Below are 15,940 nucleotides of genomic sequence, written 5' to 3'. Positions count from 1 at the left end.
GTTCGGCACGAACCGAGAAGGGGAGAACAGACATGAGTATCAGCTACCACGACATCCAGGCCTTCCTGTACCGCGAAGCACGCCTGCTCGATGACCGCCAGTGGGACGAGTGGCTTGAGTGCTATCGCAAGGACGCCGAGTTCTGGATGCCGGCCTGGGATGACGACGACCAGTTGACCCGTGACCCGCACAGCGAGATCTCGCTGATCTACTATCCGAACCGTGAGGGGCTCGAGGACCGGGTCTACCGGATCAAGACCGAGCGCAGCGGGGCGAGTACGCCGGAGCCGCGTACCACCCACCAGATCAACAACCTGGAGGTGCTCAAGGAGGAGGGCGATACGCTGGAGCTACGCTTCAACTGGCATACCCTGAGCCATCGCTACAAGACGACCGACAGCTACTTCGGCAGCGCCTTCTACAACCTGGACGTGTCGGGGGAGTCGCCGCTGATTACCCGGAAAGTCGTGCAACTCAACAACGACTACATCCACCAGGTCATCGACGTCTATCACATCTGACGAGACCCGTTCGGTCAGTTCGCCTCGTCATCGCGGCGGGGCGACGCCTTCACCTCGTAGTCGCCTTCCAGCACCTGCTGATCCCGGCTGCCGCCACGACTTTCTCGAGAAGGACTTTCACGAGAAGGACTTTCACGAGAAGGGTGTTCCCGATAACGGGTTTCGCGGTGATGGGTTTCACTGTAGTGGGTCTCGCCGTAGCGGGTCTGCTCGTGACTGCCGCCGATATCCTCGGCGCGGTCGGCGCGCATCTGTTCCATGCGTTTCTTCATCCGGTAGCGCAGCAATGGCATCAAGGCCCAGCCAAGCAACAGGAAGAACAGCCCCAGTATCACGGCGACGATCATCATGGCGCCGAACAGCAGCCAGGCGAGCAGCATCTTCAGCCCACTGAGCGGGCCACCGGCGTTGTTCTGGCGGGCGCGCTCGCGCCACTGCTGCGCCGCCTGCCAGGCGGCGTTCTGGCGCGGGTCGTGATTCGGGTCACGGGAGTCGGGCATGTGAGTCTCCACTGAGGGGGGCCGAGCCAAGCATGGCTTTTTCCAGCTCTTAAAGAGGTAGCTCTTCAAACAGCTAGCCCTCCATAAAGGTAGCTCTGAAAAAAGCCGGCTCTCAAAAATCGCTAGCCCCGAAAAAGGCTGCCCCTTTGAGGCCGGGCGAGCACATTCGTTCCTCGGGCTCAGGCGTCACTGAAACACCTGAACTCAAGCAACAACCGCCACAGTCCGTCGAGCGCCGGCGGGTGATCAGCACTTGGTTGTTTCGCACACCAGTTCGACCAGGTTTCGCAGCGCCGGCGAGTCATTGTCCGGTCGCCAGGCGAACCACAAAGGCATCTCGCAGGCATCGAGCTCAGGCAGACGCAGGAAGCGGATCCCCGGCATGGGGTGGCAACTGCTGGCAGCGGGCAGGATGGCGATGCCCAGGCCTGCGGCGACCATGCTCAGAATGGCGATGTTGTCGGCGCCGTATTGCACCACGCGGGGGTGAAAGTCGAGGCGCTGGAAGTGGGCCTGCATGCGGTCGAAGTAGATCGGTGAAGCACTGCGAAATCCCCACACGAAGTCGGCGTTGGCGAGCTCAGCCAGGCCCTGCGGGGGGGCCTGGGCCCATGGCGAATGCTCTGGGACGGCGAGGACCAGGTGGTCGTTCTGTAGTCGGCGTGCCTCGAGCCCCGGGTGGCCGGTCTCGTCGAGGTAAAGCACACCGGCATCCAGACTGCCTTCCCGCAGCCGCTCCAACTGCGGCCCCGATAGCAGCGGGAATACCTCGAAGGCGATCTGCGGGTAGCGGTCACGATAGCGGCGGAGGAGCCCCGCCACATCAGGCACCCAGAGGTGGGTTACCGTCACCCCGAGGCTGACCTTGCCGGTCAGGCCGCTGCCCAGCGCCGACAGGCGTGCCCGGATCTGCGCTCGAGCGTCTAGCAGCTGTTGGGCGTCCTCGTAGAGAGCCTGACCCGCTACTGTCAGTCGCATGCCACGCGCATGGCGGTCGAACAGCCGCGTGTCGAGATCCTCCTCCAGCAATCTGATCTGGCGGGTGAGAGCCGGTTGGGCAATATGCACGTAGCGGCTGGCGGCGGAGATGGAGCCGGTTTCGACCACGGCGATGAAATAGCTGAGCTGACGGAACTCCATGGGCAGAGCAATACCTGTATGGCATGGTGATTATCTATTATTGATATTTTTGCTATGGCGTCCAGGGGCGGATAGTGTAACGACTGATATCGCGATAGCGGGAGAGTCCGGTCCGTTAACCACGGTGCCGGCGCCGAAGGAGCAACTGCCCCGGAAACTCTCAGGCCAACGGACCGCCGTCGCGTCACCGATTCCGAAGAGCGGCCGGCGACAGCGTCCGTCGGCACACCGAAGGAGCAAGCGGGCATCGTCGACGATGCGTTGCGAATCTCTCAGGTTCCATGACGGAAGGGGTCCTCGCTAGCCAATGGCGGTGGGGTCAACCCGACGCGTCTGGAGAACAATGATGCAACGTATTGCCGTTATCGGGGGTGGCATCACCGGTGTCACTACCGCTTATGCCCTTCTCAAGCGTGGTCTGGATGTCACGCTCTATGAACGACATCGCTATGCGGCCATGGAAACTTCCTTTGCCAACGGCGGACAGCTCTCGGCCTCCAATGCCGAGGTCTGGACTCACTGGCCCACGGTGCTCAAGGGGTTACGCTGGATGTTGCGGGCCGATGCACCGCTGCTGGTCAACCCCAAGCCCTCCTGGCACAAACTGAGCTGGTTCGCCGAGTTCATGTCCGCCATTCCCCGCTATGCCGACAACACCACCGAGACGACACGCCTGGCAATCGCCGCTCGCGATCATCTTTATCGGTGGGCGCGGGAAGAGGGCATCGACTTCGATCTGGAGCGGCGCGGCATCCTGCACATCTATCGCCGGAAGCAGGATTTCGAGCACGCCGGCCGGGTCTCCTCGCTACTCGCCGAGGGCGGCCTCGAGCGTCGCGCGGTGACACCAGAGGAGATGAGTACCCTCGAACCCAGCCTGGCCGGGAAATACTACGGTGGCTATTACACCGAAAGCGATGCCACCGGCGACATCCACAAGTTCACTCTGGGCCTGGCCGAGGCCATCGAGCGGCGCGGTGTCACGACGCGCTACGGTTATGACGTGTGCGACGTGGAGGCCGATGCCAGCGGCGCCTGGGTGACCACCAAGGCGTGGAGAGAAGCCTATGATGGTCTGGTGGTCTGTGCCGGGGTAGGGAGTCGCGGGCTTGCTGCCAAACTGGGTGACCGGGTCAATGTCTACCCGGTCAAGGGCTATTCGATCACCGTGCATCTCGATGAGCCTGCTTCCCAGCAAGCGGCGCCGATGATTAGCCTGCTGGATGACGAGGCCAAGCTGGTCACCAGTCGGCTGGGAAGGGATCGCTTTCGTGTCGCCGGCACGGCCGAGTTCAACGGCTTCAATCGCGATATTCGTGATGATCGCATCCGTCCGCTGATCGACTGGGTCGAGCAGTGCTTTCCGGGTGTCAGCACCCGGCGGGTGGTGCCCTGGGCCGGGCTGCGCCCGATGCTTCCCAACATGATGCCACGGGTGGGGAGAGGGCGGATGCCAAGTGTCTTCTACAATACCGGTCACGGGCACCTGGGCTGGACCCTGTCGGCGATCACCGCCGAGATGGTGGCTGACTCGGTCACTGTGGCGGTCGCCGATACCGCACGGCCGAGCCTGGCCCGCTAGTTTCGTCTTTCCCGCTTTGTCCCACTTTTTCCGCTTTCCCACCGGCTCCCGGCGCATGCGCCGGGAGCTTTCGTTGCGCCAAAGCCATGCCATGATGATATGGATATCATATAAAAGCCATATTTTTTCTATCGACAAGCCTGCGCCATAGTCAAGACACAACCCATAACAAGACTCGCCATCGGCGAGCTGGACGACTCACATGACCAAGACCTACCACCTCATGACGGGGCTGCACTTTGCGTTATGCACTCTGGCGATGATCTGGCCCGGCGCCCTGATCGCCAACCGCATAGAGCCCACTGTCATGGGCCTCCCTTTCCTGTTCTTCTGGTACATCTTGTGGATGCTGGTGCTGTTCGCCGGCATGTGGGTGGCTTTCGTGATCCGTCACGGAGGTGGCTGCCATGAGTGATTCTCTGATCGTCGTCGGTATCACGCTGACCTATCTGGCCCTGGTGCTGTGGGTGGGGTTGCGCGCCCGTGGTCAGGAGAACTCGAGCCTCGAGGGCTACGTGGCCGGCGGGCGCCACGTCGGGGTGGTGATCCTGTTCTTCATCCTTGGCGCCGAGATATTCTCCGCCTTCGCTTTCCTGGGGGCGCCGGGCTGGAGCTACCAGCATGGTGCGCCAGCCTTCTACATCCTCGCCTATCTGTCGCTGGTGCCGATCACCATCTGGGCCATGGGCCCACGGGTCGCGGCGCTGGGCCGTGAGAAGGGCTACCTGACCCAGGGCGACATGATCGCCGATCACTACCAGAGCCGGCCGCTGGGTATCCTCGCCGGAGTGATCGGCGTGCTGGCCCTGGTGCCCTATCTGACCATCCAGATCGCCGGCGCCGGGCTGCTGTTCCAGGCCGCCACCGATGGCCTGATTCCCTTCTGGCTCGGGGCGCTGCTGGCCTTCGTGGTGGTCGCCGCCTACGTGTTCAGCAGCGGCTTGAATGGCATCGGCTGGACCAACCTGGTCCAGGGAATCATGATGATCGCCATTGCCTGGTTCCTGGGCTTGTCCATCTCCGAGCGCCTCTATGGCGGCGTGGGAGAGATGTTCAGCCAGATCCAGCTGACCATGCCTGAATACCTGACCATGCCCGGGGCCAACGGCATGAACTGGGGCTACTTCAGCACCGCGGTGCTGGTCAGCGCCTTCGGTGGCGCCATGTGGCCGCACCTGTTCATGAAGTTCTACTCCGCCGAGAGCGGCAAGACGCTGCGCAAGGTCAGCGTCTTCTACCCGCTCTATGCCTATTTGCTGGTGCCGCTTTTGTTCATCGGCTTCGCCGGCATCCTGGTCTTTGCCGACGATCCCCTGGCGCGGGCCGATACCGTGCTGCTGCGCATGGTCATGGACGTGGCCAACTTCTCGCCATGGGTCATCGGCCTGATGCTTTCCGGCGCGCTGGCGGCGGCCATGTCCACCGGCGCCAACCTGGCACATACCGCCGCCATTGTGCTGGTGCGCGATGTGGTGGGCCCCACCATGATGAAGGGGGCCAGCGAGAAGGCGACGGTCCGTGCGACCCGCTGGAGCGTCATTGGCCTGTCATTGATCGCCTATCTGTTCGCGCTGGCCAACCCCGCTTCGCTGGTACTGCTGCTGCTGGGTGCCTACGGCCTGATCGTGCAGTTGTTCCCGATGGTGCTCGGGGCGCTGTTCCTGCCGCGGCTGCGTCGCGCCAGTGTCATGGCCGGTGCCCTGGTCGGCAGCCTGGCATACCTGCTGATGGATTTCGTGTGGAGCTCGCCGCTCGGGTGGCACGCTGGCGTCTGGGCGATGCTGCTCAATGTCGGCGTCGTGGTGGTCTGGCAGTGCTTCAGTCGTGCCACCCCTGGTGGCCATCCCGTTCCCAGTCACTAAGCTGCCATGGAGGCCATGATGACAACCTCAATTACCACTGTGGGTATCAGGGACGCCGTCGGCGCCCAGGTGGACGCGACCCTCGGGCAGGTACAGGCGCTCTATCGGAAGCTCCACCAGACCCCCGAACTGCCCTTTCAGGAGCACATTACCAGTGCAAGACTCGCTGAGGCCCTGGAGGAACTCGGCTACGAGGTGACCCGTGGCGTTGGCGTTACCGGCGTCGTCGCGCTGCTGCACAACGGCGAAGGCCCCACGGTGATGCTGCGCGGCGACATGGATGCACTACCGATCAAGGAGGAGACGGGACTCGACTTCGCCAGCCGCGAAACCGCGACCACGGCCGAGGGCCGTGAGGTGCCACTGATGCACGCCTGTGGGCACGACCTGCACAGTAGCTGCGTGGTCGGAGCGGCCGGTGTGATGGCAGCGCTGCGGGACCAGTGGAGTGGCACACTGATGTTGATCTGCCAGCCCGCCGAGGAGGTCTTCGGCGGCGCCAAGGCGATGCTCGACGATGGCCTCTACGAACGCTTCGCGCGTCCGAACGTAATTCTCGGGCAGCACAATATGCCGGCCCTGGCGGGCACTGTTGGACATATCTCCGGGCGTGCCATGGCCGCCTGCAGCAACCTGGCGGTGACGATTCACGGTGCTGGCGGGCATGGCTCCATGCCGGCACAGACGGTGGATCCGGTGGTGATAGCCGCCCATGTCGTCACCCGCCTGCAGACCATCGTCTCGCGCGAGGTGCCACCCGAGGAGACCGTTGTGCTCACTGTCGGCAAGCTGCATGCGGGCACCCAGGCCAACATTATTCCGCACTCCGCGGAACTGGAGATCAATGTCCGCAGCTTCGATAACGCACTGCACCGCCAGGTGGTGGCGTCTATCGAGCGCATCATCCGTACCGAATGCGAAGCGGGGCGCTCGCCAATCCCCCCGGAGATCCGTGTGCTCAACGAGACCATTTCTCTGGATAACGACTCCGTGGCGGTCGAGCATGTACGTCGCGCTCATGCCGAGCACTTTGGTGCGGCCAGTATCTATGAGATGCCAAGGCTCAATGGTAGCGAGGATTTCCCGTTCTTCGGCAGCGCCGAGTCGGGCGGTTTCGGCGGAGAGGATATCCCCTACGTCTACTGGTTTATTGGCGCCACCCCCGCGGAGCGCTGGGCAGAAACCCCGGGAACGGGTGTGTCTGAAAAGATGCGCCACCTGGAGATGCCGCACTCCCCCTACTACTTCCCGGGCAACGACGTGACCCTGCGTACTGGTATCGAGGCCATGGCCTCTGCTGCCCTGGCCTACCTGGCGGTCTGACGCCTTACTGCCTCTCATCGGGGCACCGTCGTGCCCCCGCGTCTTCAGTGTTCCCTCGTGGCCGCTACCGATACCTGTTGGTCTTGGCTGCCACTTGGTGGCCTGGCGAGATCAGCAGGTATCGAGAACTCACCCCTGAAACACCAACCGCCACAGGGCAGCGGTGAGGATGCCTGCGGTGATCGCCGGTAGTGGCTTGCGTACCAGCAGTACCACCCCGACCGTGGCGACCAGCGCCATGCGTGCGCCCCAGTCGCCGTTCACCGCCATGGGGGTGATTACCGCCACCAGCACCGAGCCGGCCATGGCGTTGATGAAGCGCTCGACGCGGGGCCCGATCGGCACCCGTGCCATCACGAACACACCACCGGCGCGAGTCAGGTAGGTGGTCAGCGCCATGATCACGATGGCCAGCATGATGCCGCCACCCGAGGCCTGAAGGGTCATGAGTCGATCTCCCCGCGCCGGTCGGGCATCAGCAGCCCGACGATGCCACCCGCCAGGGCGCCGACGATCACATGGGCGTGGGGCGGCAGCCAGGTCATCGCGGCAAGGGCTGCCAGGGCGGCGGCGCTCCAGGGCACCAGCACACCGAGGTCACGCTTGTCGCCCACCAGCATCGCCAGCAGGAAACAGCCCATGATGGCGTCGAGCCCCAGGCGTTCGGGCTGGCTGATGGCACTGCCGAATATCACGCCAAGGCCGGTACCGATCATCCAGGTGGTCCATAGCGCCACGCCGCCACCGATCAGGATGCCCAGCCGCTCCGCCGGAGTCGTGCCGGTCATGGCCATCGCCCAGTTGGCATCGCTGAGCAGGATCAGGCTGGCGTAGCGCTTGGGCGCGGACAGGTCGCGCAGGTTCGGGTAGAAGACCGCACCCATCAGCAGGTGGCGGGCGTTGATTGCCAGTGTGATCGCCACCAGCGGTATCAGCGGGATGCTGTCGCCCCACAGCTCCAGCGTGGCGAACTGGGCGGCCCCGGCGAATACCAGCCCACTCATCATCAGCGTCTCTAAGCCGGAAAGGCCCTGCTGCAGCGCCGCCACCCCGAACGCCAGGCCGAAGACGATGACGAACATCGACAGCGGCGCCATGCGCTTGAAGCCGCTGACGAGATGGTGAAAGGTCGGCCTCGAGGCGTTGTCCTGGCTCATGAGCGCCACTGCTCGGCGACGATCTCGTAGCTTCTCAGGCGGTCCTCAGCCGAGTAAGTATCGGTGTTGATCATCAGTTCATCGGCACCGGTCTGGTCCAGGAAGGCCTCGAGCCCTTCACGCACGGTCTGTGGGCCGCCGATGATCGCCGCGCCCAGGAACTGGCCGACCTGGGCCTGCTCCAGGGGTGTCCAGTCGAGCCGTTCGACCGGCGGTTGCGAGCGCAGCCGCGTGCCGCGAATCAGGTTGAGAAATTTCTGGCGCGCGGTAGAGGCGAGATACTCGGCCAGTTCATCGTTTTCGGCGGCGATCACCGGCAGGCCGACCATGGCATGCGGTTTGTCGAGGGTTGCCGAGGGCCGAAAATTGTCGCGATACAGGCGTAGTGCTTCGTGCAGGTAGCCCGGCGCGAACTGCGCGGCGAAAGCGAAGGGGAGCCCCAGGCGAGCCGCCAGTTGGGCGCTGTAGCCGCTGGAGCCGAGCAGCCAGATCGGTACATTGGTGCTCTGTCCCGGAACCGCGCGGACGCGCTGCCCAGGTTGCTCGTCGCCGAGAAAGCCCTGCAGCTCGGCAAGCCGTTCGGGAAAGTCATCCACGCCGGCCTGGGGGTTGCGGCGCATCGCCGCCATGGTGGCGCCATCCGAACCCGGCGCGCGGCCAAGCCCCAGGTCGATGCGGCCGGGGTAGAGGGTTTCCAGGGTGCCGAACTGTTCGGCCACCACCAGCGGCGGGTGGTTGGGTAGCATGATTCCACCACTGCCCACGCGAATGCGTTCGGTGGCCCCCGCGATATGGCCGATCAGCACAGCGGTGGCGGCGCTGGCGATGCCTTCGATGCTATGGTGTTCCGCCAACCAGTAGCGAGTGAAGCCCAGCCGTTCGGTGAGCCGGGCGAGCGCCACGCTCTCGTGGAAACTGTCGCCGACGCTGCCACGGTCGCGGATGGGCGCCAGGTCGAGAACGGAAAGGGGCGTGTTAGCGAGACGAGACATGGCGACTCCGGCAAAAGGGGGTGGCAACGGGGCAGGCCGAGAACGTTAGCCTGCTCTTTATCACAGCATCGGGGCGCGGTGGGCGATAATCAATCCCCGGCGCAAGAAATCCCTGCATTCACCCGGTTCGCCGGATATGCCATCGCTGGCATCGGTACGGCACAAATCGTAAGCTTTATCTTCGTAAGCTCACCCCCCATGTGATGAAACCGGACTTCTACCATGGCCTTCCCCCGCCACACCGCCCACGGGCCCAGTCGGCGCGGCGCCACACGCCGCCGCTCTCCGCGGCGCTCGCTGGGTGCGCAGTTCGACCGCTGGCTTGACCGCGCGGTCGGCGCCGCAGTGATCGTGGCGCTGGTGGTGGGCGGAATCGCCCTGGTACTGACCCTGTTGCGATAGGCACAAGTCGCCCAGGCATCTCGAGGAATGTGCTGCCTTGACGCCTCGAGCATCGAGGTATAGGTTGCTCCCATGATCAGAACCAAGACCGGGGCGGCCAGCGGCCGCAAGATCCCCGACTACAGCGACCCTTCGTACTGGCACGGCACGATCAAGATGTCGTTGTCGAAGTTCTTCGTGCTCAGCGTGCTGCACCGCAAGCCGATGCATGGCTACGAGGTGGTACAGGCGGTGGAGAAGAGCACCAAGGGGTGCTGTAGCCCCTCCGAGGGTACAGTGTATCCGATGCTCAACGAGTTCGAGGCGGGGGGGTACCTGCACTCGACTTCCGAGGTAGTGCAGGGGCGCTCTCGCAAGGTCTACGCGTTGACGGACAAGGGCCGTGATGCCTTTCAGGTGGCGGTGGATGCCTGGCTTGAAGCCACGGATTGCATCGTCGAGAGCCGCCGCATGACCGGCAAGGCGGCAGCGAATCGGGAGGAGCGCAAAGAATGAGTGCATGGGTTTTTTTCGGGTTTATATACCTCGGTGATCGAGGTATAAGATGAACCCTCGTACCCGTGTGGTCATCGCCCTGGGCGTTTCCCAGACCCTGGCCTGGGGCTCGACCTATTACCTGCCGGCGATACTCGCGGTGCCCATGGCGCGGGATCTTGGTCTTTCCACCGGCACGGTGTTCGCGGCGTTCTCTTCGGCGCTGGTGGTGTCGGCGCTGCTGGGGCCGGCGGTGGGGCGTCGCATCGATCGCTTCGGTGGGCGAGACGTGCTGGCGGTCTCCAGCCTGGTGTTCGCCCTGGGGCTGGTGATGCTGGGGCTGGCCGCCGGGCCCATGATGCTGTGGGCGGGGTGGCTGGTGATCGGTGTCGGCATGGGCATGGGGCTGTACGAATCGGCCTTCTCGACCCTGGCGGGGCTCTATGGCCGCGAGGCGCGTGGCCCGATTACCGGGATCACCCTGCTCGCGGGATTCGCCAGCACCGTGTGCTGGCCGATCACCGGCTGGCTCGATGCCGAGTTCGGCTGGCAGAACGCCTGCTTCACCTGGGCGGCGGTGCATCTGTTGCTGGGCCTGCCGCTCAACCGTCTGCTGATTCCTGTCGGTATCCAGCCGCCCGCTCCCCGGGCCGAGGTGACATCCGACGGTGCGGAGTCGACCTGGCTGCCCATGGCGCTGCTGGCCTTCGTCTTCACCGTCACCTGGTTCATCAGCACCGGCATGGCGGCGCACTTGCCCTGGCTGCTGCAGATCGCGGGTCTCTCTCCCGCCGGCGCCATCGCCGCCGCCGCGCTGGTGGGACCGGCCCAGGTGGCGGCGCGCCTGCTCGAGTTCTCGCTGCTGCGGCGCTTCCATCCGCTGCTCTCGGCGAAGCTGGCGGTGGTGGCCCATCCCATCGGCGCGCTCGGGGTGATGACGCTGGGCGCCCCGCTGGCGTTCGTCTTCGTGCTGTTGCACGGCGCCGGCAACGGCATTCTCACCATCGCCAAGGGGACGCTGCCGCTGGCGATCTTCGGCCCCCATGGTTATGGCCTGCGCCAGGGCGTGCTGATGGTGCCGGCACGCTTCGGCCAGGCGCTGGCACCGCTGGCCTTTGCGCTATTGATCGAGCGCTTCGGTACCCAGGCGCTGCTGTTCTCCTCCGCCCTGGGGCTGGCGGCCCTGGTGGCGCTGGTCGCTCTGCAAACCCACGCCATCAAGGAGGCGACATGAGACTTCGCACACTGACCGACCCCGACCATCTCCCGGCGCTCGACGCGCGTTTTGCTCGCCAGCGGCCTGGTCAGGGCTTGCCTGATCCACTCGGCCATCCGCCGCGTATCCTGCTGCTCTACGGTTCGCTGCGCGAACGCTCCTTTTCGCGCCTGGCGGTGGAGGAGGCGGCACGGCTGCTGCGCCATTTCGGCGCCGACACGCGGATCTTCGACCCTTCCGACCTGCCGCTGCCGGACCAGGTGGCCGGCGACGATCACCCCGCCGTGCGTGAACTTCGAGAGCTGGCTATCTGGTCGGAGGGGCAGGTGTGGTGTAGCCCCGAGCGCCATGGCCAGATCACCGGTGTGATGAAAACCCAGGTCGACCATCTGCCGCTGAGCATGGGAGCGGTTCGGCCCACCCAGGGGCGTACCCTGGCGGTGATGCAGGTCAGCGGCGGCTCGCAGTCGTTCAATGCGGTGAACACCCTGCGCCTGCTGGGGCGATGGATGCGCATGTTCACCATCCCCAACCAATCCAGCGTGCCCAAGGCGTACCAGGAGTTCGACGAGGCCGGCCGAATGCGCCCCTCGCCGCTCTACGACCGCATCGTCGACGTGATGGAGGAACTGGTACGCTTCACCCTGCTGCTGCGGCCCCACGGCGAAACCCTGGTGGACCGCTACTCTGAGCGCCGCGAAGCGGCGGGCGCCAAGGCCGACCCGGTGACGGACCGGGCGGCGGTGGGCTTACTCGGCGCGAAGCCTTAACCGCCCGACACTCTGTATGTCGTCCCCATCCGGGCGCACCACGAGCATGTCGCCAGACCCCGCCCCGTTACCCGTCAACGCCGAGATGTTCACCTGGTGTGTGATCAGCAGCAGGTTACCTGGGCCTTGCCAGTCCAGGATGCGTTCGCGGGCGCGTTGGGTGCGCGCCGCTTGTTCGCTACGCTCACGGAAGAAGGAATCCAGCCAAGGTGCTGGCGCTACCTCGCCGACATCCATCAGCTCGGCGGTATCCAGCGCTCGGCACCACTGTGACGAAAATACCTCGTCAATGGGGATGTCTCGCTGGCGTAACGCCCGGCCAGCCGCCTCGGCCTGAGTGCGCCCGGCCGCGGAAAGATTGCGCTGTGTGTCACAGCGACCCCGCTCGAATTCAGGCGGATCACCGACACCCGGCGCCAGTGCATGACGCATCAGCACCACCAAGCCACCCTCCTGCAGCGCCTGCCAGGTTGCCTCGCTCGCCCGAGCGGTGGAGGGTGCCGTGCCCAACACACTGAGCATCAAGGCGAAAGAAAGGTGGCGTAAGCTGAGCATGGGGAGTGACCAGGCGGATCGGAAACACCTCGAGGCTATCCCAATCGCCCCATCACGGGTAGCGCCTCGGTCAACGCCTTCGCCGATGTCAGTACGATATGGCCCGAGCTTTTCGGTTTGTGTCTAGTATCGTGTGGCCAGTGGCTTGACGGCGAACATGGGGGATCCATGCTGACGCGGCTTTCAAAGCAAGGAACGAAGTGACGCCGGTGGCGCCAGGGGCCATTCTGGTCCTGGTGTCACCGTCGAAGCCACAGCGGGAGCCTGCCATGTTCGAGACATCCACCGATTCACCTGCCACCTTCGATTCCGATACAGCGAAATGGGCGGCGGTATTGGCCCGCGACGCCGCAGCGGACGACGCTTTCGTTTACGCGGTGCGTACCACCGGGATCTATTGCCGCCCCACCTGTGCATCGCGCCGTCCGCGTCGAGAAAACGCCGAGTTCCACGCCGATTCGGCGGCGGCTGAGCGGGCCGGATACCGGCCGTGCCAGCGCTGTCGCCCCCAGGCGCCATCGTTGGCCCGAAGGCACGCCGAGAGCGTCGCCAGGGCTTGCCGTCTCATCGAAGCATCCGAAGACCTGCCTTCGCTCGATGAACTGGCGCAAGCCGCGGGGCTGAGCCGCTTCCACTTTCACCGCGTATTCAAGGCGGTCACGGGGCTGACGCCCAGGGCCTACGCCGTGGCAAGGCGTGCTGAATGGGTGAGAGCCGAACTGCTGAACAGCGAGACGGTGACCGAGGCGATCTATGACGCGGGGTTCAATTCCAGCGGGCGCTTCTATGCCGGTTCCAATCGCATGCTCGGCATGACACCGAAGCGTTACCGTTCCGGAGGGAAGGGCATGGAGATTCGTTTCGCCCTGGGAGAAAGTTCACTGGGGACGATACTGGTGGCGACCAGCGAAAAGGGCATTTGCGCCATTTCCCTGGGGAGCGATCCCGAGCGGCTGTTGCAGGAGTTCCAGGATCGCTTCGCCAATGCCAACCTGGTCCCGGGGGGACAGGATTTCGACGCCTGGGTCGCCAGTGTGGTGGGCTTTGTCGAGGCACCTGGTGTCGGGTTGTCACTGCCGCTGGACATTCGTGGCACCGCTTTTCAGCAGCGGGTCTGGCATGCGCTGACCGAGATCCCCGTTGGCACCACGATCAGCTATGCAGAGTTGGCGCAGCGGATCGGTTCACCCAAGTCGGTGCGCGCCGTGGCCAGGGCTTGTGCCTCCAATACCCTTGCACTTGCCATTCCCTGCCACCGGGTGGTGCGCAGCGACGGGTCGATTTCGGGCTATCGTTGGGGCGTGGAGCGCAAGCGGGCGCTGCTCGAACGTGAACATCAGTGGAAAGACGATGAGGATGGCTTGGAAAAACCCGCTTCCTCGCGATCGACAGTCGTTGTTTAGTACGCATTGACGCACTCCTGCTAGGCTAGGCGGATTCGATATGTCATGACAGGGACGGCCGATGAGCGTGACCATGCATAGCCCGCTGCCGAGGACGAGGGCGTCGCGAAAGGAAATTTTCGGTTGGGCGATGTTCGACTTCGCCAACCAGGCCTATACCCTGCTGATCATCACCGTGGTGTTCGGCGAGCTGTTCACCACGGTGATCGTCGGGGACCGGGGCGACGATTACCGGCTCGCCAACTTCCTGTGGAGCCTAGCGCTGGCGGTGAGTTATCTGATGGTGGTCATCACCGGCCCGCTTTGCGGCGCGGTGATGGATTACCAGGCCACCAAGAAGCGATTCCTGTTCGCCAGCTACCTGGCCACGGTCGCGACCACGGCGATGCTCTATTTCGTCGCACCGGGCTATGTGGTGCTGGGCCTTCTGCTGATCGTCTTCTCGAACTACGCCTACTCCATGGGGGAGTCGTTCATCGCCGCCTTTCTGCCGGGGCTGGGTCCACCGGAGGATCTCGGCAAGATATCGGGCTTCGGATGGGCACTTGGGTACGTGGGTGGATTGTTTGCCGCCGGCTTTACCCTGGTGGTGCTGGGCGAGGCCACGGCGGACAATTTCGATCGCATTCGCTGGGTTGGGCCCTTCGCCGCCGCCTTCTTCCTGATCACAGCGATCCCCACCTTCCTGTGGGTCAAGGAGCGTGGCACGCCTCAGCCACCCGGCAAGTCCTATCGCGCCATCGCCATCGAGCGGGTCACCGTGACCCTCCACGAACTTCGCCATTTTCGTGATCTGGGCATCTTTCTGATCTCGCTGCTGTTCTCGATGGCGGGGGTCTACATCATCATCGCTTTCGCCTTCATCTACGGGGCCCAGGTGATCGGCTGGGACGAGGCGATCCGCAACCTGATGTTCATCATCGTGCAGATCACCGCGGCCGCGGGGGCGCTCGGGTTCGGCTTCCTTCAGGACCGCATCGGAACGCGGGTCACCTACCTGTTCACGCTGATGCTGTGGGTGGCGGCGATCGTCGCCATCTGGGCGACCCCGGAGGTGACCGCCTGGCTGAATGCGAGTTTCGGACTCGACTGGCAGGCCCAGCACCTGTTCCTGTTCGTCGGCTGCCTGGCGGGGCTTTCGCTGGGCTCCAGCCAGTCTGCCAGTCGCGCCCTGGTGGGGCTGTTCTCGCCCAGCCGCAAGGCCGCCGAGTTCTTCGGCTTCTGGGGGCTGGCCAACAAGCTGGCCGGGGTGTTCGGCATCATCGCCCTGGGGCTTTTGCAGTCGGTGGTGGGGCTGCAGGCCTCGATACTGTTGTGCGCGGCGTTGTTCATCGTCGCGATCCTGATTTGCCTGTTCGTGAACCAGGCCCGTGGCCAGCAGGCCGCCAAGGACTGGGAGGCGCGCAATGGTCAGCCCTGAGCCAGTGCTGACCCGGGAGGTCTACCTGGTAGTGAATCCTCACCCCCGCATACAGTCGAAGTGAAGGGGGCGAATGCCCTGGCGGGCGGGGGGAGTTGATGGGCGAAGACAACAATGCATTGCGACGCACTGGCATCGGCATGATGCTGTTGTTCTGGATGCTGTTCATGGGCGCCGGTACCTGGTGGTTTCATGGCTACCTCGAAGAGCAGCGCAACCCCAATGCCCACCTGGTCAATGCGGTGGATGGCGCCGAGTCGCTGACCCTGTCACGCAACCGCTCGGGCCATTTCGTGGCCACCGGGCGGATCAATGGCGAACCGGTGGAATTCCTGCTCGATACCGGAGCGACCTACGTGTCGGTGCCATCAGGGCTTGCCGAACGCCTTGCCCTCACCCCTAGCGGCTCGGCCTGGTTCAACACCGCCAATGGCCGGGTGCGTGGGGAGCTGACCACACTGGATGAGGTCAGCCTGGGCGGTTTCTCGGCCAATGACGTGCGGGGTTCCATCAGTCCCGGGCTCGATGGGGACGTGGCGCTGCTTGGCATGAGTTTCCTCAATCGCTTCGATATCGAAATCCGCGACGCGCGCATGGTGCTGCGCCCATCCACCCAGGAGTGA

General features: G+C 64.3%; 18 protein-coding genes and 1 riboswitch. Of the genes, 12 read left to right on the top strand and 6 right to left on the bottom strand.

Annotated elements, in window-relative coordinates; genetic code table 11:
• The first annotated feature begins 32 nt into the window (after nt 1–32).
• Nucleotides 33–521, top strand: a complete 489-nt coding sequence (benB, locus tag C6V82_RS13365) for a benzoate 1,2-dioxygenase small subunit (protein ID WP_102587925.1) — start codon at nt 33–35, stop codon at nt 519–521.
• 14 nt (nt 522–535) lie between these two features.
• On the opposite strand, the gene C6V82_RS18395 is transcribed toward benB, so the two are convergent.
• Entirely contained in the window at nt 536–1,021 is a 486-nt protein-coding gene (locus tag C6V82_RS18395) for a hypothetical protein (RefSeq protein ID WP_102587926.1), read from the bottom strand.
• Between the two features lie 246 nt (nt 1,022–1,267).
• Nucleotides 1,268–2,161 carry a LysR family transcriptional regulator gene (locus tag C6V82_RS13355; protein ID WP_102587927.1) on the bottom strand — a complete coding sequence of 298 codons (894 nt, stop codon included), beginning with the start codon at nt 2,159–2,161 and terminating at the stop codon, nt 1,268–1,270.
• Between the two features lie 88 nt (nt 2,162–2,249).
• A riboswitch (glycine riboswitch) is annotated at nt 2,250–2,347 on the top strand.
• 160 nt (nt 2,348–2,507) lie between these two features.
• Here C6V82_RS13355 and C6V82_RS13350 point away from each other — a divergent pair.
• From C6V82_RS13350 to C6V82_RS13335, 4 genes are all read left to right on the top strand, one after another.
• On the top strand, nt 2,508–3,743 hold the full coding sequence (locus C6V82_RS13350) for a D-amino acid dehydrogenase (protein WP_102587928.1): 1,236 nt from the start codon (nt 2,508–2,510) through the stop codon (nt 3,741–3,743).
• 202 nt (nt 3,744–3,945) lie between these two features.
• Nucleotides 3,946–4,158 (top strand): hypothetical protein, encoded by a 213-nt coding sequence (locus C6V82_RS13345; RefSeq protein ID WP_102587929.1) that lies wholly within the window; start codon nt 3,946–3,948, stop codon nt 4,156–4,158.
• Entirely contained in the window at nt 4,151–5,605 is a 1,455-nt protein-coding gene (locus C6V82_RS13340; protein WP_102587930.1) for a sodium:solute symporter family protein, read from the top strand. Before C6V82_RS13345 ends, C6V82_RS13340 begins: the two co-directional genes overlap by 8 nt.
• 18 nt (nt 5,606–5,623) lie before the next feature.
• Nucleotides 5,624–6,928 (top strand): amidohydrolase, encoded by a 1,305-nt coding sequence (locus C6V82_RS13335; protein WP_102587931.1) that lies wholly within the window; start codon nt 5,624–5,626, stop codon nt 6,926–6,928.
• Nucleotides 6,929–7,057: 129 nt separating this feature from the next.
• On the opposite strand, the gene C6V82_RS13330 is transcribed toward C6V82_RS13335, so the two are convergent.
• Genes C6V82_RS13330 through C6V82_RS13320 form a run of 3 tightly spaced genes read right to left on the bottom strand, consistent with a single transcriptional unit; the run spans nt 7,058 to nt 9,077 of the window.
• Nucleotides 7,058–7,375, bottom strand: coding sequence for an AzlD family protein (locus C6V82_RS13330; protein WP_102587932.1), 318 nt, complete (start codon nt 7,373–7,375; stop codon nt 7,058–7,060).
• Nucleotides 7,372–8,085 (bottom strand): AzlC family ABC transporter permease, encoded by a 714-nt coding sequence (locus C6V82_RS13325; protein ID WP_102587933.1) that lies wholly within the window; start codon nt 8,083–8,085, stop codon nt 7,372–7,374. Before C6V82_RS13325 ends, C6V82_RS13330 begins: the two co-directional genes overlap by 4 nt.
• Nucleotides 8,082–9,077 carry an LLM class flavin-dependent oxidoreductase gene (locus C6V82_RS13320; protein WP_102587934.1) on the bottom strand — a complete coding sequence of 332 codons (996 nt, stop codon included), beginning with the start codon at nt 9,075–9,077 and terminating at the stop codon, nt 8,082–8,084. Before C6V82_RS13320 ends, C6V82_RS13325 begins: the two co-directional genes overlap by 4 nt.
• A 222-nt stretch (nt 9,078–9,299) precedes the next feature.
• Here C6V82_RS13320 and C6V82_RS13315 point away from each other — a divergent pair, with 222 nt between their 5' ends.
• The 4 genes from C6V82_RS13315 to arsH all read left to right on the top strand — a co-directional run bounded on the left by C6V82_RS13315 (nt 9,300) and on the right by arsH (nt 11,939).
• Complete coding sequence (locus C6V82_RS13315; protein ID WP_102587935.1) at nt 9,300–9,479, top strand: hypothetical protein; 180 nt, start codon at nt 9,300–9,302, stop codon at nt 9,477–9,479.
• A 72-nt stretch (nt 9,480–9,551) separates the two neighbouring features.
• Nucleotides 9,552–9,974 carry a PadR family transcriptional regulator gene (locus tag C6V82_RS13310; protein WP_102587936.1) on the top strand — a complete coding sequence of 141 codons (423 nt, stop codon included), beginning with the start codon at nt 9,552–9,554 and terminating at the stop codon, nt 9,972–9,974.
• Between the two features lie 49 nt (nt 9,975–10,023).
• Complete coding sequence (locus tag C6V82_RS13305; protein ID WP_102587937.1) at nt 10,024–11,187, top strand: MFS transporter; 1,164 nt, start codon at nt 10,024–10,026, stop codon at nt 11,185–11,187.
• Nucleotides 11,184–11,939, top strand: a complete 756-nt coding sequence (arsH, locus tag C6V82_RS13300; protein WP_102587938.1) for an arsenical resistance protein ArsH — start codon at nt 11,184–11,186, stop codon at nt 11,937–11,939. The genes C6V82_RS13305 and arsH overlap by 4 nt, the downstream gene beginning before the upstream one ends.
• Here the strand turns inward: arsH and C6V82_RS13295 are convergent.
• Nucleotides 11,919–12,494 (bottom strand): histidine phosphatase family protein, encoded by a 576-nt coding sequence (locus tag C6V82_RS13295; protein WP_102587939.1) that lies wholly within the window; start codon nt 12,492–12,494, stop codon nt 11,919–11,921. The two genes, arsH and C6V82_RS13295, sit on opposite strands and share 21 nt — an antisense overlap.
• 269 nt (nt 12,495–12,763) lie before the next feature.
• Between C6V82_RS13295 and ada the strand changes: the two genes are divergently transcribed.
• From ada to C6V82_RS13280, 3 genes are all read left to right on the top strand, one after another.
• Nucleotides 12,764–13,897: a bifunctional DNA-binding transcriptional regulator/O6-methylguanine-DNA methyltransferase Ada gene (ada, locus tag C6V82_RS13290; protein ID WP_102587940.1), complete on the top strand. Its 1,134-nt coding sequence runs from the start codon at nt 12,764–12,766 to the stop codon at nt 13,895–13,897.
• Nucleotides 13,898–14,027: 130 nt separating this feature from the next.
• On the top strand, nt 14,028–15,317 hold the full coding sequence (locus tag C6V82_RS13285; RefSeq protein WP_219724500.1) for an MFS transporter: 1,290 nt from the start codon (nt 14,028–14,030) through the stop codon (nt 15,315–15,317).
• A 98-nt stretch (nt 15,318–15,415) separates the two neighbouring features.
• Nucleotides 15,416–15,940 (top strand): retropepsin-like aspartic protease family protein, encoded by a 525-nt coding sequence (locus C6V82_RS13280; RefSeq protein ID WP_102587942.1) that lies wholly within the window; start codon nt 15,416–15,418, stop codon nt 15,938–15,940.

It is taken from the genome of Halomonas urumqiensis, from assembly GCF_003028575.1.
In the GTDB taxonomy this organism is placed as follows: Bacteria; Pseudomonadota; Gammaproteobacteria; order Pseudomonadales; family Halomonadaceae; genus Halomonas; species Halomonas urumqiensis.
This window is presented reverse-complemented; position numbering and strand designations above follow the sequence as displayed.